The following is a 26748-nucleotide window of genomic DNA, read 5'->3' on the forward strand; positions in this document are numbered from 1 at the left end:
CTCAGCTCCCCCCGAGCGCGAACGCCACCGCCGCGGCGGCGTGGAGCTCGCCCGTGTCGAACAGCGGAACGGCCGAATCGTCCGCCGAGACCAGCAGCGGGATCTCGGTACAGCCGAGGATGATGCCTTCAGCGCCTTCGGCGATGAGGCGTCCGATGATCGCGCGGAACTCGGCGCGCGACTCCTCCGAGAGGATGCCGCAGCACAGCTCGGTGTAGATGACGCGGTTCACGAACTCACGATCCTCGGGCCCCGGCACGAGCACCTCGAGGCCGAAGCGCTCCGTGAGGCGCGTGCGGTAGAAGTCCTGCTCCATCGTGAAGCGCGTGCCGAGAAGTCCCACGGTGCCGATGCTCGCGCGAAGGATAGCTTCGCCCGCGGCGTCGGCGATGTGGAGCATCGGCACGCTCACGGCGGCTTCGATGGCGTCGGCCACCTTGTGCATCGTGTTGGTGGCGAGCACCACGCAGTCCGCGCCGGCCGCCTCGAGCGAGCGGGCGGCATCGGCCATCGCGGCCGCCCCCTCCTCCCACCTGCCCGCCGACTGCAGCACCTCGATGTCGTGGAAGTCGACGCTCACCATCACGATGCGCGCCGAGTGCAGCCCGCCCAGCCGTTCCTTCACCAGCTCGTTGATGCGCCGGTAGTACGGAACGGTCGACTCCCAGCTCATGCCGCCTATGATGCCGATGGTCTTCATAGCTTCTTCTTGTACCCCGTCCATCGCGCTGCGAAGCCCGCCGATTCGTAGAGCGCCGCCGCGTCAGCGCGGCACGACTCGGTGAGCAGGATCATCTGCTTGCAGCCGTGCTCGCGCGCGAAGCGCTCCAGCTCGCCGAGAAGGGCCGTGGCCACGCCTTGCCGACGATACTCCGGATCGACCACCACGTCCTCGATCACGAGGTACGCGTCGGCGCCGCCGTACAGTCCGCGGCACACCACGCCGGTCGCCGTCCCCACGCAGGTCCCGTCGATTCGCGCCGCAAGCAGCGCGTGATCGGAATCCGCTCCGAGATGCCGGAGCGTCTCGGCCATCGCGCTGGCATCGGACACGTCACCCCAGAAGTGCGCGTGCAGCCTGCCGATGGCTTCAAGGTCGGTGCTCAGGACTCGGCCGATCTCCACCGTCACTCCTCCGCTTCTTCATCTGCTCTTCGCTAGCGTCAGCGATACCGCCTACGTCGGCGTGACCAACCGCACGAGCTCCCCGACGGTGGCAGCAACGTGCGTGGGCCGGGCCGACGCGATCTCCTCGGCGCTTCCGAATCCCCAGAGCACGCCGATGGAGCGCAGGCCGTTGGTATGCGCGGCCTCGATGTCCACGCTGCGGTCGCCGATCATGACCGCCTCGCCATCGATCTCGCCCCGACCGAGCAGCCCGGCGAGCTGCTGGCTCTTCTTCACGCCGATGTCGCCGCCGTCGACGAAGCTGAAGTGCTCGCGGATGCCGAACAGCTCGAGGATCTTCACCGAGTACGATGCGAGCTTGGACGTGCAGACGCCGAGCCGGGCGACCGCGGCGAGCCGTTCGAGCGCTGCGGGGATCTCCGGGTACACCTCGTTCTCGGAGAAGCCCAGCCTCGCATAGCGCTCCCGGTACGTGGCCACGAGTGCGGGGATCGCGTCAACGGCATCAGCGGGTACCAGCCTGCCGAAGATCTCGTCGAGCGGCGGTCCGATCTCAGCAGCGAGCAGCACCTCCGGTACGATCGGGAACCCGTGCGTGCCCAGCGCGTGATTGAGGCTTCGGGCGATGCCCACGCTCGGATCGCTCAGCGTGCCGTCGAGATCGAAGACGAGCGTCGAGAAGCCGCGACTCATGCGATGCGGGCCCGGTCGAGCGGTTCGAGTGCCATGCTTCCCCGTTCAACGTACGTCCACGGGCACCGAACCGTGCCCGGCATCCCCGATGTAGCCTACCGCATATGCTCACTCCTTCGGCAGACCGAGATCGAATCGCCAGTGCCGGGAGCGCATCATGCGCCCCTTCGGATACTCCACCTCGGCCTGGCGAGGATCGCCTCGTCGAACTCGGGCCCGCCGATGAAGTGGGGTCAGATCCGGATCGCCGAGCAGGCTGCGTAGAAGCGGCAGATCACGGGCCGCTTAGGGGCGGATCCGGACGTCGAAGCGGGTGCGTCGCCGCAGCATCCTCCAGAGTCCCGCCACGGGGTTCCAACCCGGAACGCGCCGCATGTAATCCGCGTATGCATCGCCGAACTTCTTCCTATCGCGCGCGTCGGCACGCCGGAAGTCCACGAGGAACGCCGCGACTGCCATCAGGCCGAGGACGCTCGCCGGAACGCTCTGCGAGTACAGCGCCAGGGCGAGCGCGAGCAGCCAGGCCGCGGTGAACTGCGGGTGGCGGACGATCGCGTACAGGCCCGTATCCACGACCACCGTAGTGTTCGCGAAGATGTCGCCCTTCGCAACGCCCCCCACGCGCTTGAACTGGATGACGGGAACGACGAGGACGAGCAGCGCGATCGAGCCGAGGACCACGCCGACGACTGCCAGCCATCGCGCTGGCCCGGAACCGCCGATCACGCAGACGCCTGCCTGCAAGACGACGAGAAGCCCGCCGAGTCCGAGACCGGGGTAGTCACGGCCCCGGATCTTCGGCGTTCCGCCTTCGGCCATCATCCGACCGCCTCTCATCGGCTGCTAGCTTCCCGGCCTCAGCCGGAATGCCGCCCAGCTGTCGTCCACGCTGACGATGCCGAGCGGGCGAAGCCCCAGCCCCTCGGCCACCGTCCACACGTCATCCCGGCTCATGTCGAGACCGGCCGCCCTGGAACCTTTGCGGAAGAAGACCCACACCGCAGCACCGGGGGCGAGTGCCTCGACCGCCGACGGCAGTCCGGAGTCGAGCTCGGCACGCGTGCTCGCGAACAGGAACACCAGCTCGGCAGCGGATGCGTCCACGAACACCGGGTCCGGCAGCCCCAACGCCTCGACGATGCCGGGCACGGCGTTGAGCACCGCGATACGTGTCCCGGGTCTGATCCGGGCCTTCTCGGCGACCGACTTGTCGGACATAGGCACTCCGATCATCCGATGGGCACATGTCCGGCCACTGTCTGCACGCCGACTCTCGGGCTTCAGTTGTCCGCATGACGCCTTGACGCCGCGGGCGTGCGCTTGTGATGCTCAGTGTACGACGACCAAACGCGTCAGCCGGAAGCCGAGTCGAACCGGGCAGCGTGCGCTGTCCGCCGAAGGGATGGCGGTCAAGCAATGAACAGTATGTGGCGTGCCTCAGTAGTGCTGATCGTGGCGCTCGCGCTTGTCGCACTTCCCGGCTGCGCCGGTGACGACGAGAGCGGCCTCGACCAACCCTCGGCGACACAGAACGAGAGTGCCGAAACGGGTACCGGGCAGGACCAGGCACAGGCCGAGACAGAGGTCTCGGGGCGCCCCGCCGAGTTCCCGAACGACGTTCCGGTGCATCCGGGCACGGTGACCGCGTACGACCCCATGGCAGTGACCGAGTCCACGACCGTCCACCAGCTCACCGTCGAGTCGGCAGCATCGTTTGACGACGTCATCGCATGGTACGAGACCGAACTCCCTGCTGGCTGGTCGGTCGGATTCCTGGAGCAGGACGACGAGAGTGGCGGTCGTGAGGGGAAGATCGCCCTAAACGGCGGCAGCTACACGCCCGCGAGCCCGGAGGGACTCGGTGGCGGCGTGATCATCGGCGTCTTTGAGGGAGACACGACCCAGATCGTCACGACCGTCACGGTCATGGCGCCGTAGGTTCGGCGCGATCCGCAACCAGAATCCACCGGACCTAGGGTAACTTCTAACCGAACAGGACCCGTGGAGCGCTCGTCTGAAGCAGGAGGGGGTGGGGTCATGGGCGTGCAGTGGATAGACCATGCGGGCAAACGCATCCTCTACGTGGACTACTCCCAATGCAAGACCGAAGAGGAGATGCTGGCGATCTACGAGATGCAGGCGCAGCAGATGCGCCTGCAGCCCAGGACGTCGCTCGTGCTCTCGAGCTTCGGCGGCGCATCGATCGGCAGCGCGTACATGAAGCGCGTGAGCGAGGGTGGCCGGACCCAGGGCGACCTGTTGCTCGACAAGGCGGCGTTCCTGGGCGTTGATGGCCTCAAGGGAATCCTGTTCGACGGCTACGTCAGAGTCACGGGCCTCGGAGACAAGGTCAAGACCTTCGACAACGAGGCCGACGCACTCGCCTGGCTCACGAACGACTAGTCACGCGCGGCCAGACCCAGGCCACTGTTCGTCCCGCCCGCCGAGTGAACGGCGCTCCCCAGGGCCCTAGCGGCGGGTGGCGACAGCCCCCTCCAGAGTGACGGGCATGCGCCACGGACGCTTCAGGCGATACGGCGCCGCATCCGTGAATCCTGCGGCGATCAGCGAGTCCATGAGCACGTCGCTGTCTCTCATGTTCTTCAGTTCCAGGGCCGGGTTGCCCGGCTTGGTGTCCGGCAACGGTATGAGCGGACGCCCGAAGTCCCAGACGCTGATGCGCCCGCCGGAAACGAGCACTCGTCGGGCCTCGGCGAGGAAACTGAAGTAGGGCTCGTCGTCCAGGTGCTTGACCATGGCATTCGCCATCAGCAGATCGAAGGACGCATCGGGAAACGGTAGCTGCACAGCGGAACAGACTCGTAGGTCCACGGTGGTCTCGGGAGAGACGATGCTTGCCAACCGACGCCGCGCGTCTTCGACCATCAGGCTGCTCACGTCCACGCCGGCCAGCACTTCGGTGCCGTGACCGCGTGAGTAGAGATCCGCCAGCCACAGCCCGGTCCCGCATCCCGCGTCCAGCACGCGTGCGTAGGGTCCGCCCGCGAGACTCTCCAGGACTGTGGGCACTTCAATCGGTCGACGCCTGCGAAGGTACCAGCGCATGTACCACGAGAATGGTCCGAAACCCCTCAGTCCACGCTCGTAGCCCTTACCGATTGCGATCTCATCCGGTTGCATGTGACGACCGCCCTTCCCCCGAGTCACGGTAGGCTGCAGCTGCCCGCCGAAGCCTCGCGGTCCAGCCTACAGCGTCGGCGCATCAGCTGGAAGCACCTGTCAGCAGACGCGAGGCGTAGCGGAGATAGACCACGCCATCGGAGAAGCGACGCTCGTCGAGCAACGTCAGGTCAAGCCGGACGTGGCCGGGGAGGAAGGGCAGTCCTCCGCCAACCGCGACCGGGAAGACGAAGAGATGGTACTCGTCCACGAGCCCTGCGCTGATCGCCTCCGCCGCAAGCGTCGGACCGCCGACGAGGATGTCGCTTGAGCGATCCTGCTTCATCCGACGAACCGCCTCGGGATCGAAGTCCCGCTCGATGCGAGTCCGGGCCGTCGACACGGTCTCGAGCGTCTTCGAGTAGACGATCTTGTCAGCCGCGCGCCAGATCGCCGCAAAGTCCCGGATGTACGGCGGGTCCTCGGGACTCGAGCCGAGCGTCTCCCATGCCGCCATGACCTCATACATCCGGCGGCCGTAGAGATGGGTGCCTGCGGAGCGCTCCAGATCATTGACGAAGGTGTGGACCGACTCGTCAGGCATAGCCCAGTCGAAGCGACCGGACTCGTCAGCGACGTAGCCGTCCAGGGATGCGAGTGCCGAGCAGATCAGCCGTGCCATGACGCCTCCACTACTGCCCCTTGTGGGGCTTCACCTTGGCCAGATTGTGCTCGACACCTGCGCGGATCAAAGACGTCAGCGCGCGCTCCCGCAGATCGTCCCCCTCGTAGTAGTCGATAGCCCGCGACTTGTTGCCTTCGAGCTGCGCGTTGTACAGCCCGTGCGGATCAGGGAGACTCGCGCCCTCCCAGAAGCCCAATCGGACGCGCTCCTTCAGGATGACCCCGACGCAGACGATCCCGTTGTGCTCGAAGACGGCCGAGCCGATCGGGTTGGCGGGCCTCATCCACTTCACATCCTCGGTGATGTCAGGATCCGCGACGTGGATGACCTCGCGCAACCTGGCGAGAGTCTCCCCGCGCCAGCCCGGAGTCTTCGCGATCATGTCGTCGATCAGTTCGCTTCGAGCGGGCATCGCATCCTCCAAACCGCTGCAGTCCACAAGGTACTCAGTCGTCGATTGGCTCGAGACCCTTGATGCTGTCCTTCATGGCCTGGATCGTCTCGGGGGAGTGCCCCTGCCAATCGGTGATCTCACCCGTAACCCGCAGCGGCTCACGGGACCGGTATGACTTGGTCGGATTGCCCGGGAACTTCTTGTCCGTCAGATTGGGGTCATCCTCAATCGGACCGGTCGGTTCCACAATGTAGATTCTGCCGGGACCTTCGCCGAGTGCCAGCTCTGCCCCCCAGGTCGCCGCGTCCAGGGTGGCGGTCAGGTAGACGTAGGTGGTCGTGTTCCTCTTCCCGTAGTTGGAAGTGCGGCCAGCCTCGATCAGGTCTCCGGGTTTCAGGTCAGCCCGTGTACCGTGGTAGAACCGCTGCAAACTCACGTCCTCTATGGCTGCCACCGGCCCGCTCCTTTCACGCTGCGCGGCTGCGCTGCCGCGCGCTGCATCCTGCAGCCGCTTCTCTGCCGCCCAGTAGTCGAGATGCTCGCCGCCACCGACATCGATGGACCGGCTCTCCAGCACACGGTAGCCGCGATGCTCGTAGAAACCGCGCGACGGCCGCGAGATGCTGAGCGCGGTCGCTGTGATACCTGCGGCGTGCGCGACCTCCTCCAGCTCGTCCATGACGTGTGCGCCGATGCCGAGACCCTGGAACGCGGGATCGACGAACACACCGGTGATCTCGTTCCCGACGAGAGAGCCGGTGGCGATGATCGCTCCACGGTGCTCCACGACGAGCACATACCCGGTCGCGTCACGATCGCGGATGCGATCAAAGGAATGGTAGTCCTTGAAAAAGGCCACCGCGCGTGGTGCGTACACGCCCGAATAGCAGGCATCGATCGTGCGGTGGATCAACGACGTGACTGGTGGTGCGTCCGGAGTCTCGAACTCACGCAGACGCATATCGGACCAGTCAGTCACCGTGTGATCCTAACGTCGAGGGATTCAGTCGCGCCCACTACTTCTCAGTCTAGCCGTCGACTCCTGCGTGTCGTTCTGGTGCGCCTGTCAGGCGTCTCGCGGCAGAGCACGGATGCCCGCATCCAGCTCATAGAGGATTGTGTCCAACCGGCTCTTGCCCGGTTGGCGAGCGGGCATCTGCAGCAAGACCTCGCGCACTTCAGAGGGGACGTGCTCGATCGCCCAGCGGACCTCACCTGCACCGACGCTCTGATCACCGGCGTCGAGTTCGAGAGCCAGGGCGGCATAGGCCGCCGGACCGACGATGTGCTTGGTCTGATGGACGTCCGCCAGAGGATGCGTGTAGGCGCTGGCTGCCGCAGCGCCCGCAGCGCGAGCGGCGGCGGCCGCAGCAGGGTCGCCTACTTCACGTGCGGCCGCATGTGCCTCCAAGGCGAGGGTACGCAACCGGGCCGCGCGCTTTCCCCCCGCGGCAAACTCCCGGCTACCTTCGATCGCCGCACTCGGGCGCGAATCTGAAGAAGCGTGCCTCTCATACACCGACAGTGCCCTCTCGGCGCACTCCGCGGCGTAACCTCCGATGACCCTGAGTGACTCCATGCTCAGCGTGAAGTACTTGGACTCGCCATCCATCGTTCTTCTCCCCGGAGATGCTCGGGCCGCGAGTGGCCTGCGCGCCTGCTGTTTCTCAGTCTAGCCGACGACTCCTGCGCATCGGCCGGAGGCGCTTGTTGGACACGCAGGTTCATGACAACAAGACGGCTACGATGACCATCCCAAGGTCAGCGGCAACGTGCGACGCGACAACCGGGACGAGGCTTCCCGCCTCGTGCGTTAGTCGCTGCCATAGGAACGAGGTCGCGGCGAGCGCCCCGAAGCAGATGGCAAGCCACGGGAGACTGAGAAGCGAACTCAGCACGATCATGTGGTATCCGGCGAATGCGACGTGGGCCAGCGGCGTTCGCTCTCTGAGCGGCGTCCAGTGCAGCTGCTCGAGCACCGGATGAACCAGCCCGTAGTACCCGACCACGCCGAATAGGGCAGCACCTGACAGGCGATGGTCGGCCAGCCATACCGAAAGGTCGATGCGGGCCACGAGTGGCAGAACGAAGTACAGGAGCGGCGCGCTGAGCACCGAGGGGACGATCATGAGCGCCAGCGGACTCCACGACGGCTTCTTGAAGCTGATGACCGGTCGGGTAACCACGAGCCACAGCAGGATCTGGGCGTGATAGGCGAGGATGGCAAGCCACGCGTTGCGCCCGAAACACCAGAAGAGCACAACGGCAAGGTAGGGTGCGGCCATCATCAGGGCGAGGATGAGGGATTCGCGGACACCGCGACCACCCTCGGCCCCCCTGCCACTCATCCCCAAGTGATCTCCCTGCTGTGTCTAGTGTGTTGGCGCTTCAGCAGACGTTGCGCGCTTCGGGACTAGCGTATCTGACGGCGTTCTGCTGGAAGCGCTCGTCAGGTGTGCATCCAGCCTTGCGGAGACTCGGTGCTCGCCTCAATCCCGGCAGCGTCGAGGAAGTCCTGGAGTCTCACGTCCCGAACGAGCGCAACGCGTTGGTGCGGGATGAAGGCGGCCACCCATTGCCTCTCGCGAGGCGGATACAGCAACAGGCTGTCGCCCCAGTCCTCAAACTCGCCGGCATCCGGTCGCAGCGAATCGATCAGTTCTGCCGAAACCCGCACCCTGCCACTGCACGGGGGCTCGTCCCCACTGGGATACACAGTCACACGCTCGAGGGATTCCGACTCTCGCGAAGCGGAGAACGGCTCTGGGAAGTCGGTCGGCTCTGAGTCGGGGTAGAGGCAGAGCACCATGTCGCAGGTCTCGCGCTCGCAGAACACTTCAACGAGGCGAAGCCACAGTTCGTCGTCCGAATCTTCGATGTAGAGCATGCTCCTCCTGTCGCGGTGCACAACCGGCCGACAACCCCAACTGGCCCTCAGGTGGTGAGATGGGTGACGAACATCGGAGTCTTGCCACCACCGAGCTCAAACCCGCACCGCTCGTAGAAGCCGACCTCCGCGTCATACGCGATCAGCACCTTGCGTGCATACGACTCGTACTGGTCGAGCATCTTCAAGACCAGCTGGCGGCCGATTCCCTGGGACTGATACTCGGGCCTGACGAGCAGGTAGTGGAAATAGGCGGTCATGGCTCCGTCGGCCAGCGCGTTCATCAATCCGACGAGTCTGGCCCCGTCCCAGGCCGAGACCACGCTATGGCTGTTGCACATCGCAAGCGCAAGATCGTCCGGATAGTTGCCCGACGACCAGCCAACCGACAGGAAGAGCTCCTGCAGCTGCCGAGTGTCGAACTCCTTGTGTTCCGAGTATGTGATAGACAACTGAATCTCCCTCAACCAGCATCCGTTACTCACGCGAGCGGTCTGACATGGGTGCGTTTGAGCGGGGCCCGCCCCCCGCGACGTGCTGATTCTACCTCTGCGCGCTACCCGCCGCCCATCGTCAGGGCGGAGGCGCCCCGGCGAGTCGGTGTCTGTGCGCGGGTCAGCACCTCGGCCGGGCCGTAGATGTCGCCTGTCCGACCGCACTCATGCTGGGTGTGTTTCCCCTGCGGCGATGGGCGGGAACAGTCCTGCATGAGGGTTTCTTCCACGGAGGGCTGAGACGATGGATGACCGAGTACGCAAGCCTCACGGTAAGAGGTGGCTGTTCGCACTAGTGGCCGTACTGGTGGCCCTCGGCGTGACGTTCGTCGCCGGGATGTGGTTCGCCGATCGTGGCGAGCGGACCGTAGCGGCTGTCACCGAGTCGTACGCTGAGGCGTATGAGGGGCTCGACACGACCAAGGATGTGCCAGGCCTCATTCCCCTCTACGCTCCCGATGCAGTACTGCAAGATGCAGCCGCTGACCGGACGTACACAGGAACCGCTGAGATCGAGGCTGCACTGAACGCACTCTCGGCGACACCCGACTTCGATCTCACGATCGAGCGGATGCTTGTTGGTGACGACTGGGCGCTGGTGTTCTGGACCGCCGATGGAATGCGTCCCGACCTAGACAGGGTCACGCAGGTCGTCGGCGTCACCTCACTGGAGGTGTCGAAGGGCAAGATCGAGAGGGAAACCTGGTACTACGATCCCGCCAAGGCTCCGTTCTGACGGCCCGGATACCGGCGCACTGCGGGCGTGAGGGGAGGTTGCGGTGAACGCGAAGCGTATGGTCGTGGCGTTGACGGTGCTTCTCGTGCTTGGTGCTCTGGTCGTGGGCTGCACGGATTCCAACGTCCAGACCGGCACGTACGTGGGCTGGGAGGCCAGCTTCGAGGGAGACGAAACACCCAGCTACATGATCGAACTCGACGACGGAACGAAGATCATGGCGCTGAGTGAGCAGCCTCCACCGGAGGCGGGCGCACAGGTCACAGTCCGCAAGCTGGATGACGACACCTGGGAGATCGTGCCAGACGAGTGAGTCGGGCCTCCGGCGGGGATGCGCCGTCCGGACTACCGGCGAGATGCTACCTGACGACCTGGGTGCTAGCTCCGTTTGGAGGTTGAGCGCCGAACAGCACGACCTTCTCCGAGGCTCCTTTGGCTCTATACATAGCCTCGTCGGCATTCTTCAGAAGGGCGTCAGCCGATTCTCCGTCTCCGGGATACATGGCAATGCCGGTACTGCAGCCTATGGACAGAGTGGTCCCGGCGGATTCGAACTCCTCGGCGATGCGGTCGATCATGCTCCTCGCAAGGCGGGTGACTTCGGCTTCCTGCCCAACTTCCAGCAGCAAACACGCATACTCGTCACCACCCCAGCGGCTGACCATGTCCTCCGCGCGGACAAAAGACCGCAAACGATCGGCGATCATGATCAGCACTTCGTCACCCACATGGTGACCGTACGAATCGTTGATGCTCTTGAAGTCGTCGACGTCGATGAAGAGGACCGCAAGCCCCCAGCCGTGCCGACGAGCCTGAATCAGCCCGTGGTCGAGACCCTGGTCGAACAGCACCCTGTTGGGAAGACCGGTGAGTGGGTCATGAAGCGCGCGCTGCAGGGCTTCGTCCTCGCTCGCCTGGGATTCCGAGAGATCGTCGCGCGCCGTGGCCAAATCGACCTTCATATCAGCCAGATCGGCCTTCGTGTCGGCGAGTTCGGATTCGATGCCCACTCGCTCCGCGACCTCCACGGCTAGGGCAGTATTGACCTGACTCAGGTCGTGAACGGCTTGCACCACTTCGTTCTCAGCATCTTCGTACTGAGAGATGGCCCGCTCGACGGAGTGAGCCGGGATGTTCGCCCTCTTGCCCTGCTTCAGGACCGCAGTTGCCGAAGTGAGTCTGCCGGCGGCCTTCTTGATGGCTACTTTGATCTTCCGGCTACGCCCCAGCACGCGTCCCAACGAATCGCTCTCTGCGGTTGAGGCCTCGTTTGGGTCGAGCGGCTCTGGCTTCATGGGCGCTCTCTTTGGACGTGCGTTACGTCTGACGCTAGCATACTCTCCGGGCTTCGCCGCCAGTACCCATCAGGCATTCCTTCCCGGCGAGTATCTACCCGGCTCCGCCCGAAAGCGCTTGTTTGGCGGCTCCGTCGCCGACCGGCCGCCGATAGGTCGCCCTGAACCGGCGCACCGGTGGGTCCTCGTCATCCACGTAGTCCTCGAACTCGAACGCGGTCAAGCCGACCTCCTCGAAAAGCGCCAGCTCGTTCCTCGTCAGGGGCCACGGCATCATACCCTCCGGCTCACCGGGCTCCCTCCCGCGTGTGATCACCAGCAGGATACCGCCCGGTGCAACGAAACCGGCGACCCGCCGGATGGCATCGACCCGCAGCTCGGGTGGCAGCACCTGGAGCGTGTAGGACTCCACGACAAGATCGAACCGCCTACTCCACTCTGCGGGCGGCCGCAGGAGGTCCGCCGCGAAGTAGCGCACGGCCGAGGACGGGAACCTGCGGTGACACCAGGAGATAGCCGCGGGAGAGATGTCGAAGGCGGTTGTGTCGAACCCCCGACGCGCCAACTCCTCCGCATCGTCACCCAGACCGCATCCGACCTTGAGCGCATTGCGTCCCGAGCCGACCACACCGCGAGGTTCGAGCCAGTCCACCAGATTGGGGTTCGGTTCGAGATCCGCCCAGGGGATGATCGTCAGATCGTCAGCACCGTAGAGTTCCTCGAACCAGCCGAGAGGATCGCCTGCGGCCACATGCCGTTGCGCCAGTTCTCTGGCAGTCGCCCTGTTCTCGCCGACCATCCTACTCATCCGCCTAACGTCTCGGCGCTTCGGCTGTGTGCCACCTGCTCATCAGTCTAGCCGACGCCCTGCACGTCAGCTGGAGCGCTTGTTAGGCGGAGCCGAGGCTCCTGCTCATGACGACACGCTTGGTCCGCTCCGAGTCGAGACCCGCCTCGGCTTCGAACCGGCCCCGCATATCCGCGTCCCATTCAGCCTCGGGAACTACGGTGTATCCCAGGCGGGCGTAGAAGGGCGCGTTCCACGGCAAGTCGCGGTACGTCGTGAGCGTGATCTCCGAGAGGCCGTTCGAGTACGCCCAGTCCTCGACCGCCCGGACGAGGGCCGCCCCGACACCGCGATGTCCGTGGGCCGGGAGGACATCGAGTTCCGCCAGATGGACCCGCTGGTCTGTTGCGACAGCGCGGGCGAAGCCGACCGGCTGATCAACCGGTCCGAGGGCTACCCACAAGGTGCCCTGCTCCTGGGCGGCGAGAAAGACGGACTCGGGCGTCACGTGCTCGAGCAACGCCGCAGGAACGGCATCCCCGAACAGCGCAGCCGCCGACCGCTCGATCGAGGGAAGCGAGGGCACGTGTTCTGGGGACGCGGAGAGGACCCTGTAAGAACCCCGCATTCCACTCCCATCCGCCTCAGGTCTTGGCACATCAGCTCAATTCCTGCGTCCAACGTCATTCGGCATGAGCAGCAATCAGGCGCCGCTTGATTCTAGCGCTTGCGCCGTCTGCTCGATGCCGGAGCTGAATCGGCGCCGTGAGTGTCCTCAACAGAGTCGCCGCAGGCAAGACAAACCGTCCGGTGGACGGACACGAGCGCACCGCAGTGCTGGCATTGCCATCGTGTGCGCTCAAGATCGACGAAGGCCTCGACGCCGATCCTGCGCATCTCCTCCAAGTTCTCGATCATGCTCATGCGGTACTTCGTTCGGTAACGCTTGTCCAGCTGACGAAGGCGAGCGCACGGGAACGTGGCGCAGCTGGAGCAGAATGCTTCCGACCCTTGAGGAAGGTGTTCGCACCGCTTGATGCTGCACGCCGCGCAGTGATAGGCCTTGGCGGAATCGTCCGGATCATTGCAGCCCGGGCAAGTGTTGCGGTCGCGAAGGTGTCCAATGCAGATTCCGCAGTTCATGCCGCACGGAGCGACCAACTCCGTCGCTAGCGAGCCGGGGCGTGCTGGCGTTGAGTCTCCCACCTGTGTCTCCGCTTCACACGACAGCGCTTGGCGCTTCAGCTGCGCGCCGCCAGCTTACCGCGAAGCGCCGAGGACATGTGCGCGTCAGCTTGACGTGCCAGACGCTAGACGCCTGCCGCCCGAGAGCTGCCGGTGGGTTGCCCGCAGCGGCGCGATGGGAATCGTCATACAAGAACCTCATGACGAAAGGCGGACATGAGTATGACTGAGGACAATGCCGCGACGAAGCCAGCGCGCGAACCGACGAAGAAGAAGCTCGACGGACTGGCTGGGGTGCTCGAGACCATCGCCGCGATGCCCGAGCACGACCAGGCGATGGCCAAGCGGTTCCACTCGATTATCGAGAGAACGGCGCCCTCGCTCACACCGAGGCTTTGGTACGGAATGCAGGCGTACGCGAAGGACGGCAAGGTGCTGTGCTTCTTCCAGAGCGCATCGAAGTTCAAAGCGAGGTATGCGACGTTCGGATTCGAGGAGGTCGCCGAGCTCGACGACGGCGCCATGTGGCCTACCTCCTACGCGCTGACCGAGCTGGGCGATGAACAAGAGGCCGAGATCGAGAAGCTCATCAGGAAGGCGATGGGCGAAGGTGTCAGACAGGACGCGTAGCCTGCCCGTCGCCTAGCGCAGTCGGGGTAGCGCCCAGAGCAGCGTGACGAGCCACATGACTGGCAGCAACACGAACACCCAGGCACCGGGCGAGACCACAAGACCGACCAGCAGTCCGAGGTCGAGCAGGAGCACCAAGCCCAGAAGAGCTCTGCTGCTGGCCTGACTGAGACGAAGCCGATCGTCTATCACATAGCCCATGGACTCGAAGAGGCCCGCGAGACGTCCGTTGTCCGCAGCCGTCCCGACCCATATGGGTGAGGGAGCAACGATAGGGGCTGTCCGTCGCCCATGTGCTCCCCCGATCGCCTGGTTCCGCCCAACGTCGAGTGCTTCAGCTGCGCGCCGAAGCCTTGTCATTCTGCTTATGCCTCCTGGGAAGCGCTTGCTGGATGCGCCCCGCGAGAGCATGACGCACGGTATGTTGCCGCGAGCGGGACGGCGAACAGGATCAGCGCCCCGCAGTTGAGCACCGCGTTCTGCCAGAACCCTGCGCTCAAAGAGTATGCGGTGTCTGGGATGAACCACACGAGCACCGAGACCGCGATCACCCACCACGCGTCAGGATTGCCGGGGCGGAAGCGCAGTGCGAGCACGCACAGTATGGCGGCGCCCCAGCCGGCCATCACGGCGCCCATGACCGCGGAGACGAAGCGGATGTACCCTGCCGCCTCATGTCCGAATGCGGCGATGCCGTCGGGGTCGGAGAGGTAGAGCCCGCCGAAGAGGCGACCCATGGGGTCAGGGAGCAAGACGATACTCAAACCGAAGGCGATCGCCACGACTGCGACCGCGGCAAGCCACCACGTCCAGAACCGGAATCGTCCCTCCACGCCCACCCCCATGGTTGCATCTAACGTTCTTGGCGCTTCAGCTGCGCCACTCGACGTGCAGGATACGCCAACCCCTGCAAAGACCGCTGACGGTCATCGCCCCCGCATGAGCCTGTTGCGGATGAACAATGCGAGAGCCAACACCAGGACCAGGGCCAGCGGCACGCCGCAGGCCACCACAAATCGCACCGACGCCGACTGAATCAACTGCAGCAGAAACACAAGACCGATCAGGCCGGCGATCACACCGAACCCAAGGAGCGGCAGCAGGACGGAGTGGCCGAAGTTGTGGCCTCGCGTATGCGGACTCTCGCGCATGAGCGCCTCAGTGCGCTCCATGGCTTCGACATGCTCGGCCCTCACTGTGCTCCCCCCTGCCTTGTTGCTCGCGACTACTCAGAGTCCTGACGGCAGCTCGCCGGTGACGATCCAATCCACGGGCCGGGTCACCACGAAGGGCACGAGGAACGACAAGATGCACAGACAGGCCGCCGTCACGTAGCGCCTGGATCTCAGCTTAGGCATCGCCAGCACCCCCGAGCGCGACCGCTATCCCCGAAGAGGACCTTACGGCAATCCTGCGCGGTGCGACAAGTGGCGACTCGTGCGTTCCACTGCCTGAAGCGATCACCGCATCTGCCCAACGTCGAGTGCTTCAGCTGCGCGCCGAGGACGTCGCTTCACACGATGACGCTTGCGTGAGCTTGAAGCGGTTGTTAGGCATGCGGCTGCCGGCAGGCCGCTCTAGTCAGTCTGGCTCGCGCCATGGCGGCAAGCGCAAGCGGGATGAACACGACGGTTGTCACGCCGAACGCCGAGCCGAGCGCGACGAAGGCCATGCCCCCGCCGCCCTCTCGCGGATTCGCTGCGTTCTGGATGCCCGCGATCACGAGGCACAGCACGCAGCCAACCGCCTCGATGGCAAGTCCGAGAAGAAGGGAGCGCGGTCCGGCGTCGCGCAGAGCGCGAGCGATCAGGAGCCATGCCGGGGCGACCCCGACGACGATCACGAACACCGACATGATGGCGAAGGCCAGCAACGGTGGCACGTCTTGGCGCGAGGTGAGCGGCACTCTCATCAGGGAGGTGGCGAGAAAGACGCCAGCCACTATGACAGGGAGAACCAGACTGAGGCCGATCCCCCACCGGATCCAACTGGCTCGAGCGGCTTCAGGCACCGTGTCCCCCCGCAGTGTCGACGTCCTCACGCCATGCCTAACGTCGAGAGCTTCAGCTGCGCGCCGAAGCCTTGCCGTACAGCCTACGACTCTGGCGCGTCAACTGGAAGCGCTCGTTAGACCACCCCATGACGCCACGGCCTCCGATCAATCCGGCGACGTACCACGCGGGAACCGAGCAGAGCGTCTGAACACGTAGATCGCCCAACCAAGCGCGTCGCGCCCCCGACGCAGGTATGCCGCCCTTGCCTCGCCCACTCGCTCGACCACCTCCGCCAGGTCCGAATCGTCCGGATGGCTGCGAGCGTACTCGTCGGTCGCGTACCATTGCAGGCCTTCGTATCTGTCCCAGTCGTCGTGGCTGCTCACGATGGTGTGAACGAGGTCCAATCCTCTCCGCTCTCCGGATTCGGCATTCGAGGAGTGGCTGCCGAAGTCCTCTCGCGCAACTCCGGATGCCTCTAGGTACTCCTCGGAGGGCTCCTTCAGCCAGTATGGCTCTCCCACAACCACCCAGCCGCCGGGCTTCACCATGCTGACCAGCGCGTCGAGAGTATCGGCGTGCCCCCCGAAGACCCAGCTCGCTCCAATACATGACGCCAGGTCTAGGCTGTGCGGCTCGTCTGGCCTGAAGTCCGATCCATTCATCTCAAGGAAGGTGATGCCGACACTCGGCGATCGCGCCTCGAGCCGTCTCCGTGCTTCGGCGATAAAGAAAGGAGAAAGGTCGATGCCCGCACCACGAACGCCATAGGCTTCGGCCAGACGAATCAGGAACTCGCCCTTTCCACACGCAATGTCAGCCACCTGCGCGTCACTCGGGAGGCGCAGAAGCTCCACGAGGCGCGTCAGTTTCTCCACGCTCGTGGGATTGCATACAACATGTTCACGGTGAGTGATGTCGTAGAACTTCCACGTGTCCATGATTCAGTCCCCCGACGGCGTAAGGTCATGGTGCCTCAGCTGCGCGCCGAAGCCTTGCCGTTCAGCCTACGACTCTGGCGCGTCACCTGGAAGCGCCCGTCAGGCCCACGGACCTGACACCTATTCCTCGACCTCGGGCAAGATGGCGTTGATGGTCTCGAACTCGCCCCGCGTCTCGACGTGCACGTCGAATTGATACGCCCCGGTGTCCGCCAGTGCCCGTTCGAAGTCCTCGAGAGCGACATCGGAGCCATTGATCGAGTAGGCCGTGTGCTCCGTCGCGTAGCCGTACCAGCGTGGTCCGTCTTCGTCGCTGGTATTGCCGGTGGCGAGAAAGACGAAACGCGATCTGTCGACATCCTGCCTGGGAACTTCAAGCGGCCGCAGTCCCGGGTGCTGGCCTTCTGGGATGAGCACGGGGCCGCCGTCCGGCAGTTCGCCGCTCTGAGGGCTGCATGCTGTGGTCATCATCAAGAGCGCCAATGCCAGCAGCAGGGCAGCTCGATGGAGTTCTGGCCGCAATCGAAGCGCCCCCCCTACTCACGTGACCACGCCCCCCAGATCCGTTGCGCCTAACCTCAATCCTTCAACTCTGCCTAACGTGTTGCGGATGAGTCCAGCCTTGTCCGTTCTCGCTCTGCTACTTGACCATTCCGGCGAAGACATACTCTCCCGGCGACTCCTCGCTCAACTTCATCCGCGCCGAATCTACCTCGTTGAACTCCTCCATGGCGTCCTCGTCCATCTGCACCGACACCTCAGTACCATCCTCGAGCACCACCGTGGCCACACCGGTGGTGACCATGCCCGCATTGGACACCGTGCTCTCTGTCTTGATGTCCGTGATCGTCGCCTCGATCGTCGTCCCGCAGCCAACGACAGTCCCCGCGATGACGAGGACGAGCACACACCCCACCAGCATCTTCATCGCGTTCATCGCGCTTCCTCCCCTCGATCCTTCCGCACATCGGTCGTTCAATGAGTCCTGTACCCCATGGGCCGTGATCTCGGTCCTCCCAAGCCCCCAGGCACGCACACTTGTCGAACGTCCGGCGCGTCAGCTGGAAGCGCTTGTTAGACGCGCCTCACTTGACCAGTGAGTACATGTACGCAACGTAGCCAGTGAGCAGCATCAACCCCTCCCATCGGTTCAGCACCCAGCCGCGCCACATGAGCGGCAGTAGAAGGACCGCGCTCACGACCATGACGAGCAGGTCCACCGACCGGAGGCCCTGCACCTCGAACGGGCGGATCAGTGCCGCGACTCCCAGTACCGCCAAGATGTTCAGGATGTTGGACCCGATTACGTTGCCGAAGGCAACGTCAACCTCGCCGCGCAGTGCCGACGTGACCGAGGTCGCCAGTTCGGGCAGGCTTGTGCCTACGGCGACGATGGTCAGTCCGATGACGACCTGGCTGATGCCAAGGTCTGCGGCGATTGCCGTAGCGCCCCTGAGCAGCAAGTGAGCACCGACGAGCAGTGCGACGAGGCCCGCCGATAGCAGGCCGAAGTCAAACTGGACGGATCGCCTCGGGCCGCTGAGCGCGTCGTCGAACTCAGCGACGACCTCCTTGGTCTCGCCGTGCCTCGCCGCCAGATAGGTGAAGACCGTGTAGCCGACGGCGCCCACGACCAGCAACAACCCCTCCGGCCGGCTCAGCCTGCCGTCGAGTAGCATCGCGCACAGCAACAGGGTGACCCCGATCATCAGCGGCATCTCCCTGCGGACGAGCGCCGAGCGCACGGTCATGGGCTTCACAAGTGCCGCAAGACCGATGACAAGGGTGAGGTTGGCGATGTTCGAGCCGACGATATTGCCGAGCGCGATTCCGCCGTTGCCCGCCCGCGCCGCCTCGATACTCAAGACGAACTCAGGGCTCCCCGTGCCAAACGCAATGACCGTCAGCCCGATTACGAGCGCAGTAACGCCCATGCGTAGCGCCAGTCCCGTGCTGCCGCGAACCAGCCCCTGCGCTCCGAGCGGCAAGAGCACCAGTCCGCACACAATGTAGAGGATGTTCGCAAGCATGCACCCACTATCGCACGAAGGGTGACGGAGCTACGCCTAGCGTCGGGTGCTTCAGCTGAGCGCCGATGAGGTCCACCAAGTCCAACGCGTCTGCACGTCGGCTGGAATCGCTTGTTAGACAGTGGTCTGCCGGCCGGCCGTGGAGACTAGCGAGCCATAGCAGCGATGAAGATCGCCGCGGTGACGACGTCGAGCGTGTTGACCAGCACGTGGACGATGATGGTGACATTCAGGTTGCGCCGTTGGGCGACGTAGGCCATCGGGATCATACCAAGCGTTCTGGTGATGAACTGCCACGGCGTCCAGATGTGGTAGATCGCGAACAGCAGACTGTGGAGGACGGGCGCCCACTTGCCGGCGTACCCCATGCGAGGCAACAGGAACCCTCGGAAGTAGAACTCCTCGATGACCGGGCCCACGACAACCCCGAACACGGCCACCAAGGCGTACGTCCAGATCAATGCGGTTCTGGAGTAGTCCGGGGTGAGGCCGCTCTCGAGCATCGGCATCCAGGCGAACACGGTCTGCTGCAGTGCAGCGTCGATGGGTTTCAGCAGGGTGAAGATGATGCCGACGATCACGAAGAGGCTTGGCACCCATACGAAGTACTGCCAGATCGGTATCGGAACCCGATACAGCACCACGCCGCGCAGCGAGTAGTGACCGTTCCGCTTGCGACCTTCATACAGGAGGTAGCCCAATTCGAAGGGAACGAGGACCAGGGCGACCGTGCTCAGCGCAGCTATCGAGGGTAGGCCCCATTGGCGAAAGACCGAAGAGAGGGCGAAGTAGCACAAGCCGATGAGTACGCCCGGACCCAGGTGCAACAGCACGGATCGGCCTACCGAGTGCTGCTCGACAGGGGAATCAGAATCCATTGCTCTCCTCACGTGCAGGGGTCGTCCTCTTCGGGCGCCATAGGGCAGCGACCACGATTGCCATCAGAATGTACGGCAGGTACTCCAGCCAGTTGTACGCCTGTGAGCGAGTGACTCCGGTCGCGACGACTTGCGCGCTGTACGTGAACAGCCAGTGGAAGAACACCGCCGTCCACACGCTGCCGGAAGTGTTGTTGTGCAGCCACGCATAGAGAACCGAGAGTGCCATGATGCCGCAGGCGAATCCCACGAACGGCATATGCAACACGCTCTGTGACGTGCCCACCATGTAGAAGAGTGGGAGATGCCACAGTGCCCAGACGACTCCAACAATCAGTCCGGACACGAGTCCGTTCCATCGGGTCTGCAGCCTATCTTGCGCGTACCCTCTCCAGCCGAGTTCCTCAGAAAGCGGGCCGAGGATGATAAGCGGAATCGCGATGGGGAGTTGCGCGACGAACAGGCTCAGATCGAAGGTCCCACCCAGGATGTGAATGAGAGCGATCTGGGCGACCGTTCCGAGGACAACGATTCCCACGATCGCAAGGTACCAGCGCCATCCGATCCTGAACTGCATGACCCTGCGACCGAGGCGCTTGAGCCCTTCGCGACCCTCCTGGCGCCAGGTCAATGCGATGGCGACGAGGGAGGGTACGAACCCGCCGATGATGTAGAGGGCGATTGCCCACGGTGGTCCGGTCGTCTTGTCGACGAAGCTGATCGTCGGGATCTTGAACAGAGCCAAAGGACCCCAGAACACAAGAAACGAAAGAGACAACGTCAATAGCAGGAACGTGGAAGCTTCCCTAACGGCTGTCTTCCTCGATTGCATTCCTCACCTCACAGCAGAGTCCAATGCAGCTTCGGCCTAGCGTCGGGTGCTTCAGCTGCGCGCCGAAGCTGTCGCTTCACACGATAGCGCTTGCCGCGTCAGCTGGAAGCGATTGTTAGTCCGCCGGCCATAGCTCACTGTCGATCAGGAACTCCACAAGCCTCGTAGCCGCGCCGGGAACGCACCCGCACGACTCGACGACACCCACACCGACGATGTCGAACGCCTTCGCAACCTGACGGACGACGGGACTGGCTGAGTCCAACCGAGGGCCTCCGGGCACCGAGAACAGCGCATCGCCGAATGCGGAGGGGTCGAACACATCGACGTCGACGTGAACGTATAGGTGTGTAGCGCCGCCGGCGCGAAGGTGCGCAATCACACGTGTAGCCACATCGTCCGGCCATCCTTCGACGATGCCGACACCGCCCGATTCGATGAATGCGCGCTCGGGTGCATCCAGGTCGCGAACACCTGCGATGGCGACCCGCGAGGCGGCCAGTGCTACGGGGATGTGCGAGGTGAGTTCCGGCGGACCGTCGCCGAGTAACGTGCGGAGAACCATCCCATGGAAATGGCCACTGGGCGAAGACGAGGGTGTGTTCAGGTCGCCGTGTGCGTCAAACCAGACCACGCCAAGCTGCGCGTAGCGAGCCGACAGGTAGGCCACCGGAGCGGCTTCCGACGCGCAGGTTCCACCGACGGTGAAGATGCGCTCAGGTGCGGCAGCCTCGATCGCTGCCAACGTCGTGCGAAATCTAGCTTGCACGCAGTCGAGTGCGAATACTCCGTCGCGAGGCGAAAGGTCGCCGCTCTGAGCGCTGCCCATATCGAGAACAGGCGAGTCCCCGAACAACTCCCTGGCGAGCCGTCGTGATCCGGTTTCAACCTCAGAACTCCCGCACGCCTGCCACTCACTGTTGACGCAGAGGAGCACGGGCATCCCTTCATGGGTCGGCTGGCGAGTGCTTCAGCTGGGCGCCGAAGCCTTGCCGTTCAGCCTACGACTCCTCCGCGTCAGCTGGAAGCACTTGTCAGGCGTCTCCAGCCTCATCGCTCTCATCCCATGCCGACAGAGAGTCACCGGCATCGACCTGAGCTTGGAGGTCAGCGAGCAAGCTAACGGCGTCTTGCGAGTCCTCTCGACGAACCTGGAACTCGATCTGTCGACCGAAGACGGGGATGCCCGCCGGGGAACTCCAGGGGTGTTCCGCGTCGCCGCCCAGAGTGAGGAAGTCCACCTGCGCCGAGCGAAGGATGGACTCAGCGATCATGATCGTAGAGGGGTCGCTGGCCCGGAACACGGTAACCAGTTCCGTGGGTAGCGGCGGTAGCGATGACCGGAATGGGTCCTTGCGACGAAACACGAATCCCCCCGTCCTGCAGCTGCATCTAACGTCGAGTGGTTCAGCTGCGCGCCGAAGCCTTGCTGTTCAGCCTACGACTCTGGCGCGTCAGGATGCGCTTGTTGGAACGCGGACCCTAGATGCGCCGATCCGACAGGAACTGCTGCAATCGAACCTCTATCGATTCGATCTCCCCACGCGCCCACGACGAACCACTCTCGAACTCCGTACCATCGGTCATGACAACACCTAGGTGGTACGACGGCGCACTGTCGCTCCAGTCACGCTCGCGCACCTCGACTCCGTCGATTGCGTCCAGGGGATACTCACGAGGCGAGGGTCTCACGATCAGTGCTTGCGATGAGTAGACGAAGGTCCCGGCACCCGCATCGAAGACCATCTGTGAGCTGAGTCCAGCGACCGCAGCGAACACGAAGAACGCGCTCAGGGCAATCGCTCCCAACGAGATGAAGGCGGCTAGCAGGAAGAACGGGTGCAGGTGACTCTCCCATTCGACTTTCACGATCAACTCATAGGGAGCGAGGAGCGGAAAGAGCGCGAGGATGGCCAGCAAGACGCGCATTCCGGGGCGCATCGGAGAGCGGACTTCCAAGCGCTGATCCTTCTCGCAGAGCTCCGGGTGCGACATCAACAAGCGCCCGCCGTTCTAACGTCATGGCGCTTCAACTGCGCGCCGAATCCTTGCCGTTCAGCCTACGACTCCTCCGCGTCAGCTGGAAGCACTTGTTAGATGCCCCCGCACAGGTTCAACTTGTGATGCGTGCATCATCGCCTTCCGAAACGGCGCCTCCGATGTCTGAAGTGACGATCAGAGAGATCCGGGCCGAGGACTATCCGCTGCTGGAGGAGTTCCTCTATCTGGCCGTCTACCAGCGTGATCCCTTGCAGCCGATACCGCGAAGCGTTATCGACGAGCCCCGGGTGCGCAATTACATCGACGGCTTCGGTGAACGCGTACAGGACCACGGACTCGTCGCAGAGGCCGATGGGCGAGTCATAGGCGCTGCATGGGCGCGCGTGCTCGGTGGTGACCCTCGGGGATACGGCTACGTCGACAATGCGACGCCAGAGCTCGCGATCTCGCTTCTGCCGACGTACCGCAACAAGGGAATCGGCACGCGACTCATGCGCAGCCTGCTTGGGCACCTTGCAGCGGCCGGCTACACCAAGACCTCGCTCAGCGTCGACAGGGACAACTACGCTTCGAGGATGTATGCGCGGCTTGGCTTCGAGGTCCTCGCCGAGCAGAACGAGGACCTGCTCATGATTCGGTCTCTCACGCTGGAAGACGAGCGGTGCCTCTAACGTCGAGTACTTCAGCCGCGCGCCGCTCGACGTGCAGGACGCCAACGCCGGGCGCGTCAGTTGGGAGCACTTGTTAGACACCACCTACGCGGTCAGTTGCTCCAGGTGGTGGCGCATGTGCGTGAGGTACTCTTCTGCCACGGTGCTCAGTGAGATGGTCTGGGGCGTGCCGTACCAGTCGACCTTGCACGGAGTATCGAGCTTGCTGCGCGGCATCACGCGCAGCACGTGGACGAGGTGTCGGTTGTACGCGACCCACAACGCGACGAGCTCATGCCAGTCGCGTTCCTCGTACCGCTGGCACGCCACCCATGCCTCCTGTTCGTACGGCGGGAAGTCGAGCTCGTCGACCTGCTGCGCCCGCACGAACCGCTGGTGGTTGTTGGCCGCTGAGTCGATCAAGTGACCGAGGATCTCACGCTTCGACCAGGACTCGGGCCGCGGTCGCTGAGCGGTCAGCTCCGTCGGCTGTCGACCGAGCTCAACCGCGGCGGCATCGACGAGTTGCGCAAGCTCCTGCGCGAGTTCGCTCCCCATCCCGGCCCCCTGTGTGTCTAACGCTTTGCGCATGAGCAACGCCGATGCGCTTCCTGGTGATTCTACGCTTCCGGCGTCTTGCTCGATGCGCTTGTGCGTTGGGCCCATCCGGACCCTCGTGACTAGAAGCCCGGGGGCGTGGTGAAGAAGGGCATCGGTGTCTTGAAAGAGAACGAAGCGTAGCTCAGCAGCGCACATGCAAACACCAATACCGTCATGGCCTTCAGCGATGAAGAGAACTTGACGTCGTCGAGCAGTTGCTCGATTCGTAGCGCCAGGTAGATGCCGAGAACGGTCATGGCGTTCGCGTAGGCAAGTTCAATCCCTAGGTTAGGCATAGCGAAGCCGAGTGCCTCGGCCGTGAACCACATGGTGATGGTGCCGTGCTCCGGCCGCATTGAGCTGCGCGATGCAACTACCGGTGATTCCGCAATGGCGGTCTTAGGTGCCAGGTGGGCGGTAGCCGATCTCAGATGCCTTGCGCAGTGCGGCCAGCGTGTCGTCGACGCTCAACAGCACCGTCGTCTCGAACGAGCTGAGCGCGCCCCCCGCTCCGATCGCCAGCGCGACCGCTGCCATGGAGACGTTGTCGGGAGCCTCCCACAGGTTGAAGCCGTCGTGCGTCCCGAAGGCGTACCAGAAGCCGTGGAGCTTGCCGCCGACGGACTCGATGTACTCCTGCGCTGCGACCCGGCGGTCTACCGGATTGTTGATCAGCCTCGCCCACGTCTCCGGGGTGTAGCTGAACTTCGATAGGTACAGAGGCATTCGTCACTCCTCTCAGAGGGATGGTTGCCAGTCAGCACCTACTAGTGTCTCCGTTGGAGCAGTGCGCCTAACGCCGTGGGGATGACCTGCGAGCGAAGCGAGTCGGGTGATCCCCGTGTTGGGCGGCGGCATTGCGACCAGCCGCCCAGGTTCTCCTTGGGCAGCGCAACTACTGCTCGCTCTTCTTCAACCGGAGAGGAGACTGGTCCGTGGTCAAGAGGGCTTACGACGCTGGGCTGATTGACGAGATCCAGGCCTTCGCGAGGTAGCGCCGGCTGGACGTAGAGTGCTCAACGATCAGGCGGCCGTGCGCAGGATGGCGCCCTTCGAGAAACGCCACGTAGTCTGCCCAACGTCCGATGCTTCAGCTGCGCGCCTGTGACTTCGAGTGTAGACCAAGCTGGCGCACCAGCTGGAGGCGCTTGTTGGCCGGGTGCCGTCACACCCGAGGCGCTACTCGCCTGACCGCCAAGCCGAGGACAACCATCGCCGCGCCTATGGCAAAGAAGACCATCTCGGTCACGGTTGGCTCAACGGGCTGGTTGAGGACTAGGATCTCCCCGACCAGGAAGCCGATCATCGAAGCACCGGCGAAGACAGACGCAAGCGGCCCCCATCCGGCTCGTCTCAGCATGCCGACAGACGCCACAGCCGCCGTGCCGCCGACCGCGAGTGTCAGGATGATCCCGGGAATGAGATAGCTGTTGAACGGCGTGCCCGCAATCCACTCCTGTGGGAACGGGTCGACCCCGGTGGCGGTAGCGATTCCGCCGCCGATTCCGAGAAGACCGATGAGGGCGTCCAGCACGATGAGTACGGTTCTACCGGTTCGGGCCAAAACGCTCGTTCCTCCTCACCTGACACTCGGCTAACGTCGAGCGCTTCAGTTGCGCGCCGCTCGACTTGCAGGATACGCCAACGCTTGGCGCGTCAGCTGGATGCGCTTGTTAGGCGTCGCGAATTCAGATACTAAGTGCACCACCCCCACCTTCGGTGGGCGAGGCAATCTGGGACACTTCAGGTTCCTCGCATCCGCCAAGACAAGGGGAACCACGCATGAAGTATCGCCAGATCACCTCAGGAGAAAGATACGCCATATCCGCGCTGCGGAAGCGCGGACTCTCGATGCGGCAGATCGCTGCCGAGCTCGGACGTGCGCACACGACGATATCGAGGGAGATACGCCGCAACAGCTGCAACGACGGGTGGTACCGGCCCTTCAAAGCATCGCATCGCACCAGGGGCAGACGCTCCAGGTCGAGACGCAACGCACGGATCACGCCCGAGCAGTGGGCCGTGGTCGACCGGTATCTGCGCATGGATTGGAGCCCTGAGCAGGTATCGGGCTTCTTGCGGGTCGAGGGCATCATGCAAATCAGCCACGAGGCGATCTACATCCACGTCTGGCGCGACAAGGCGTATGGCGGGGACCTGTGGAGGCACCTTCGTCAGGCGACCAAGAAGTACCGCAAGCGCTACCGCAGCTATGACAGCCGAGGGAGGCTGGCAGGCAAGCGTCACATCTCGGAGCGGCCGCCTGAAGTCGAGGCACGCGAAGAGCTCGGACACTGGGAGATCGACACGGTGATGGGCACCGACAAGGGACGCCACTCGATCGTGACCATCGTGGAGCGATCCACCGGGTATCTGCGCATGGGCAAGCTCGAGCGGCACACAGCCGCCTCGTGCGCGGACGCGTGCATCGGCCTCATCAAACGGGACCTGCCAGCGTATTCGACGATCACCTCTGATAACGGCACCGAGTTCCACAACTACCGTGACGTGGAGGCGGCCACCGGGGTCGAGTTCTACTTCGCCACCCCGCACCACTCCTGGGAGCGCGGTACCAACGAGAACACGAACGGACTGATCCGCCAGTACCTGCCGAAGCGCACGAGCTTCGCGCACGTGACCCAGGCCGACTGCGACGCGGTCGCAGCCAAGCTCAACTCACGACCGAGGAAGAGGTTGGGCTACAAGACCCCGGAGGAGTGCTATGTCCAAGCCAGGTAGGCGGGAGCGCAAGAAGGCTAAGTGGTGCAGTTCAAACTTGAACCTACGC

At 64.0% G+C, this 26748-nt stretch carries 42 protein-coding genes and 1 pseudogene; 7 read left to right on the plus strand and 36 right to left on the minus strand.

All coding sequences use genetic code 11. The features are described 5' to 3' along the window. Position 1: 1 nt before the first annotated feature. From Q7W51_07720 to Q7W51_07740, 5 genes are all read right to left on the minus strand, one after another. Entirely contained in the window at positions 2-700 is a 699-nt protein-coding gene (locus Q7W51_07720) for an aspartate/glutamate racemase family protein (GenBank protein ID MDO8848254.1), read from the minus strand. Next, positions 697-1125 (minus strand): GNAT family N-acetyltransferase, encoded by a 429-nt coding sequence (locus tag Q7W51_07725; protein MDO8848255.1) that lies wholly within the window; start codon positions 1123-1125, stop codon positions 697-699. The genes Q7W51_07720 and Q7W51_07725 overlap by 4 nt, the downstream gene beginning before the upstream one ends. 51 nt (positions 1126-1176) lie before the next feature. Further along, positions 1177-1821 (minus strand): HAD hydrolase-like protein, encoded by a 645-nt coding sequence (locus Q7W51_07730; protein ID MDO8848256.1) that lies wholly within the window; start codon positions 1819-1821, stop codon positions 1177-1179. 285 nt (positions 1822-2106) lie between these two features. Further along, the gene (locus tag Q7W51_07735; GenBank protein ID MDO8848257.1) at positions 2107-2658 is read right to left on the minus strand and encodes an isoprenylcysteine carboxylmethyltransferase family protein; all 552 of its coding nucleotides are present in this window, start codon (positions 2656-2658) and stop codon (positions 2107-2109) included. 6 nt (positions 2659-2664) lie between these two features. Next, positions 2665-3039 carry a hypothetical protein gene (locus tag Q7W51_07740; protein ID MDO8848258.1) on the minus strand — a complete coding sequence of 125 codons (375 nt, stop codon included), beginning with the start codon at positions 3037-3039 and terminating at the stop codon, positions 2665-2667. Between the two features lie 198 nt (positions 3040-3237). Between Q7W51_07740 and Q7W51_07745 the strand changes: the two genes are divergently transcribed. Together Q7W51_07745 and Q7W51_07750 are read left to right on the plus strand one after the other, a co-directional pair. After that, the gene (locus Q7W51_07745) at positions 3238-3759 is read left to right on the plus strand and encodes a hypothetical protein (protein MDO8848259.1); all 522 of its coding nucleotides are present in this window, start codon (positions 3238-3240) and stop codon (positions 3757-3759) included. Positions 3760-3858: 99 nt separating this feature from the next. Further along, positions 3859-4224 carry a hypothetical protein gene (locus tag Q7W51_07750; protein MDO8848260.1) on the plus strand — a complete coding sequence of 122 codons (366 nt, stop codon included), beginning with the start codon at positions 3859-3861 and terminating at the stop codon, positions 4222-4224. A 66-nt stretch (positions 4225-4290) separates the two neighbouring features. Here the strand turns inward: Q7W51_07750 and Q7W51_07755 are convergent, their stop codons facing one another. The 9 genes and pseudogenes from Q7W51_07755 to Q7W51_07795 all read right to left on the minus strand — a co-directional run bounded on the left by Q7W51_07755 (position 4291) and on the right by Q7W51_07795 (position 9359). Beyond that, positions 4291-4851: a class I SAM-dependent methyltransferase gene (locus Q7W51_07755; protein ID MDO8848261.1), complete on the minus strand. Its 561-nt coding sequence runs from the start codon at positions 4849-4851 to the stop codon at positions 4291-4293. Positions 4852-5044: 193 nt separating this feature from the next. Further along, complete coding sequence (locus Q7W51_07760; protein ID MDO8848262.1) at positions 5045-5623, minus strand: dihydrofolate reductase family protein; 579 nt, start codon at positions 5621-5623, stop codon at positions 5045-5047. 10 nt (positions 5624-5633) lie between these two features. Continuing rightward, positions 5634-6038: a DUF1801 domain-containing protein gene (locus Q7W51_07765; GenBank protein MDO8848263.1), complete on the minus strand. Its 405-nt coding sequence runs from the start codon at positions 6036-6038 to the stop codon at positions 5634-5636. 34 nt (positions 6039-6072) lie between these two features. Beyond that, positions 6073-6474 (minus strand): NAD(+)--rifampin ADP-ribosyltransferase, encoded by a 402-nt coding sequence (arr, locus tag Q7W51_07770; GenBank protein MDO8848264.1) that lies wholly within the window; start codon positions 6472-6474, stop codon positions 6073-6075. Positions 6475-6567: 93 nt separating this feature from the next. After that, positions 6568-6981 (minus strand): annotated as a pseudogene (locus tag Q7W51_07775) (GNAT family N-acetyltransferase). A gap of 105 nt (positions 6982-7086) precedes the next feature. Beyond that, on the minus strand, positions 7087-7632 hold the full coding sequence (locus Q7W51_07780; protein MDO8848265.1) for a hypothetical protein: 546 nt from the start codon (positions 7630-7632) through the stop codon (positions 7087-7089). Positions 7633-7744: 112 nt separating this feature from the next. Continuing rightward, positions 7745-8368 carry a hypothetical protein gene (locus tag Q7W51_07785; GenBank protein MDO8848266.1) on the minus strand — a complete coding sequence of 208 codons (624 nt, stop codon included), beginning with the start codon at positions 8366-8368 and terminating at the stop codon, positions 7745-7747. 101 nt (positions 8369-8469) lie between these two features. After that, on the minus strand, positions 8470-8907 hold the full coding sequence (locus Q7W51_07790; protein MDO8848267.1) for a hypothetical protein: 438 nt from the start codon (positions 8905-8907) through the stop codon (positions 8470-8472). 47 nt (positions 8908-8954) lie between these two features. Then, positions 8955-9359: a GNAT family N-acetyltransferase gene (locus Q7W51_07795; GenBank protein MDO8848268.1), complete on the minus strand. Its 405-nt coding sequence runs from the start codon at positions 9357-9359 to the stop codon at positions 8955-8957. A 286-nt stretch (positions 9360-9645) separates the two neighbouring features. On the opposite strand from Q7W51_07795, the gene Q7W51_07800 reads away from it, so the two are divergent. Next, entirely contained in the window at positions 9646-10137 is a 492-nt protein-coding gene (locus Q7W51_07800; GenBank protein ID MDO8848269.1) for a nuclear transport factor 2 family protein, read from the plus strand. 43 nt (positions 10138-10180) lie between these two features. Further along, positions 10181-10450: a hypothetical protein gene (locus Q7W51_07805; protein MDO8848270.1), complete on the plus strand. Its 270-nt coding sequence runs from the start codon at positions 10181-10183 to the stop codon at positions 10448-10450. A gap of 46 nt (positions 10451-10496) precedes the next feature. On the opposite strand, the gene Q7W51_07810 is transcribed toward Q7W51_07805, so the two are convergent. The 4 genes from Q7W51_07810 to Q7W51_07825 all read right to left on the minus strand — a co-directional run bounded on the left by Q7W51_07810 (position 10497) and on the right by Q7W51_07825 (position 13143). Then, complete coding sequence (locus tag Q7W51_07810) at positions 10497-11432, minus strand: GGDEF domain-containing protein (protein ID MDO8848271.1); 936 nt, start codon at positions 11430-11432, stop codon at positions 10497-10499. A gap of 94 nt (positions 11433-11526) precedes the next feature. Beyond that, a complete protein-coding gene (locus Q7W51_07815) occupies positions 11527-12240 on the minus strand; it encodes a class I SAM-dependent methyltransferase (GenBank protein MDO8848272.1) in 714 nt (237 codons plus the stop codon). An 82-nt stretch (positions 12241-12322) separates the two neighbouring features. After that, positions 12323-12847, minus strand: a complete 525-nt coding sequence (locus Q7W51_07820) for a GNAT family N-acetyltransferase (GenBank protein MDO8848273.1) — start codon at positions 12845-12847, stop codon at positions 12323-12325. A 92-nt stretch (positions 12848-12939) separates the two neighbouring features. Continuing rightward, on the minus strand, positions 12940-13143 hold the full coding sequence (locus Q7W51_07825; protein ID MDO8848274.1) for a hypothetical protein: 204 nt from the start codon (positions 13141-13143) through the stop codon (positions 12940-12942). A 483-nt stretch (positions 13144-13626) separates the two neighbouring features. Between Q7W51_07825 and Q7W51_07830 the strand changes: the two genes are divergently transcribed. Further along, the gene (locus Q7W51_07830) at positions 13627-14034 is read left to right on the plus strand and encodes a DUF1801 domain-containing protein (protein ID MDO8848275.1); all 408 of its coding nucleotides are present in this window, start codon (positions 13627-13629) and stop codon (positions 14032-14034) included. Positions 14035-14046: 12 nt separating this feature from the next. On the opposite strand, the gene Q7W51_07835 is transcribed toward Q7W51_07830, so the two are convergent. The 14 genes from Q7W51_07835 to Q7W51_07900 form a co-directional block, all read right to left on the minus strand. Continuing rightward, on the minus strand, positions 14047-14394 hold the full coding sequence (locus Q7W51_07835) for a hypothetical protein (GenBank protein MDO8848276.1): 348 nt from the start codon (positions 14392-14394) through the stop codon (positions 14047-14049). A gap of 5 nt (positions 14395-14399) precedes the next feature. Then, positions 14400-14867: a hypothetical protein gene (locus Q7W51_07840; protein ID MDO8848277.1), complete on the minus strand. Its 468-nt coding sequence runs from the start codon at positions 14865-14867 to the stop codon at positions 14400-14402. A 93-nt stretch (positions 14868-14960) separates the two neighbouring features. Then, positions 14961-15230 (minus strand): hypothetical protein, encoded by a 270-nt coding sequence (locus Q7W51_07845; GenBank protein MDO8848278.1) that lies wholly within the window; start codon positions 15228-15230, stop codon positions 14961-14963. A gap of 33 nt (positions 15231-15263) precedes the next feature. Beyond that, positions 15264-15392 (minus strand): hypothetical protein, encoded by a 129-nt coding sequence (locus Q7W51_07850; GenBank protein MDO8848279.1) that lies wholly within the window; start codon positions 15390-15392, stop codon positions 15264-15266. A gap of 191 nt (positions 15393-15583) precedes the next feature. Continuing rightward, the gene (locus tag Q7W51_07855; protein ID MDO8848280.1) at positions 15584-16045 is read right to left on the minus strand and encodes a hypothetical protein; all 462 of its coding nucleotides are present in this window, start codon (positions 16043-16045) and stop codon (positions 15584-15586) included. Positions 16046-16192: 147 nt separating this feature from the next. Then, positions 16193-16969, minus strand: a complete 777-nt coding sequence (locus tag Q7W51_07860) for a class I SAM-dependent methyltransferase (protein MDO8848281.1) — start codon at positions 16967-16969, stop codon at positions 16193-16195. A gap of 120 nt (positions 16970-17089) precedes the next feature. Continuing rightward, complete coding sequence (locus Q7W51_07865) at positions 17090-17491, minus strand: hypothetical protein (GenBank protein ID MDO8848282.1); 402 nt, start codon at positions 17489-17491, stop codon at positions 17090-17092. 118 nt (positions 17492-17609) lie between these two features. Continuing rightward, positions 17610-17906 carry a hypothetical protein gene (locus tag Q7W51_07870; GenBank protein MDO8848283.1) on the minus strand — a complete coding sequence of 99 codons (297 nt, stop codon included), beginning with the start codon at positions 17904-17906 and terminating at the stop codon, positions 17610-17612. Between the two features lie 148 nt (positions 17907-18054). Beyond that, positions 18055-18999 carry a calcium/sodium antiporter gene (locus tag Q7W51_07875; GenBank protein ID MDO8848284.1) on the minus strand — a complete coding sequence of 315 codons (945 nt, stop codon included), beginning with the start codon at positions 18997-18999 and terminating at the stop codon, positions 18055-18057. A 146-nt stretch (positions 19000-19145) separates the two neighbouring features. Beyond that, positions 19146-19877 carry a type II CAAX endopeptidase family protein gene (locus tag Q7W51_07880; GenBank protein MDO8848285.1) on the minus strand — a complete coding sequence of 244 codons (732 nt, stop codon included), beginning with the start codon at positions 19875-19877 and terminating at the stop codon, positions 19146-19148. Beyond that, positions 19867-20622: a CPBP family intramembrane metalloprotease gene (locus Q7W51_07885; GenBank protein ID MDO8848286.1), complete on the minus strand. Its 756-nt coding sequence runs from the start codon at positions 20620-20622 to the stop codon at positions 19867-19869. The genes Q7W51_07880 and Q7W51_07885 overlap by 11 nt, the downstream gene beginning before the upstream one ends. Positions 20623-20824: 202 nt before the next feature. Then, a complete protein-coding gene (locus Q7W51_07890) occupies positions 20825-21652 on the minus strand; it encodes an arginase family protein (GenBank protein ID MDO8848287.1) in 828 nt (275 codons plus the stop codon). Between the two features lie 91 nt (positions 21653-21743). Then, the gene (locus Q7W51_07895; protein MDO8848288.1) at positions 21744-22076 is read right to left on the minus strand and encodes a hypothetical protein; all 333 of its coding nucleotides are present in this window, start codon (positions 22074-22076) and stop codon (positions 21744-21746) included. Between the two features lie 115 nt (positions 22077-22191). Next, a complete protein-coding gene (locus tag Q7W51_07900; protein MDO8848289.1) occupies positions 22192-22668 on the minus strand; it encodes a hypothetical protein in 477 nt (158 codons plus the stop codon). A 200-nt stretch (positions 22669-22868) separates the two neighbouring features. Here Q7W51_07900 and Q7W51_07905 point away from each other — a divergent pair, with 200 nt between their 5' ends. Then, a complete protein-coding gene (locus tag Q7W51_07905; GenBank protein MDO8848290.1) occupies positions 22869-23381 on the plus strand; it encodes a GNAT family N-acetyltransferase in 513 nt (170 codons plus the stop codon). Positions 23382-23465: 84 nt separating this feature from the next. Here the strand turns inward: Q7W51_07905 and Q7W51_07910 are convergent, their stop codons facing one another. The 4 genes from Q7W51_07910 to Q7W51_07925 form a co-directional block, all read right to left on the minus strand. After that, complete coding sequence (locus Q7W51_07910) at positions 23466-23918, minus strand: DinB family protein (GenBank protein MDO8848291.1); 453 nt, start codon at positions 23916-23918, stop codon at positions 23466-23468. A 122-nt stretch (positions 23919-24040) separates the two neighbouring features. Further along, on the minus strand, positions 24041-24289 hold the full coding sequence (locus Q7W51_07915) for a hypothetical protein (protein MDO8848292.1): 249 nt from the start codon (positions 24287-24289) through the stop codon (positions 24041-24043). Between the two features lie 70 nt (positions 24290-24359). Then, positions 24360-24686, minus strand: coding sequence for a GYD domain-containing protein (locus Q7W51_07920; GenBank protein ID MDO8848293.1), 327 nt, complete (start codon positions 24684-24686; stop codon positions 24360-24362). A gap of 439 nt (positions 24687-25125) precedes the next feature. Then, on the minus strand, positions 25126-25524 hold the full coding sequence (locus tag Q7W51_07925; GenBank protein MDO8848294.1) for a hypothetical protein: 399 nt from the start codon (positions 25522-25524) through the stop codon (positions 25126-25128). 218 nt (positions 25525-25742) lie between these two features. On the opposite strand from Q7W51_07925, the gene Q7W51_07930 reads away from it, so the two are divergent. After that, on the plus strand, positions 25743-26699 hold the full coding sequence (locus Q7W51_07930) for an IS30 family transposase (protein ID MDO8848295.1): 957 nt from the start codon (positions 25743-25745) through the stop codon (positions 26697-26699). Positions 26700-26748 lie beyond the last annotated feature (49 nt).

Source organism: Coriobacteriia bacterium (assembly GCA_030652115.1).
Taxonomy (GTDB): domain Bacteria; phylum Actinomycetota; class Coriobacteriia; order Anaerosomatales; family Anaerosomataceae; genus UBA6100.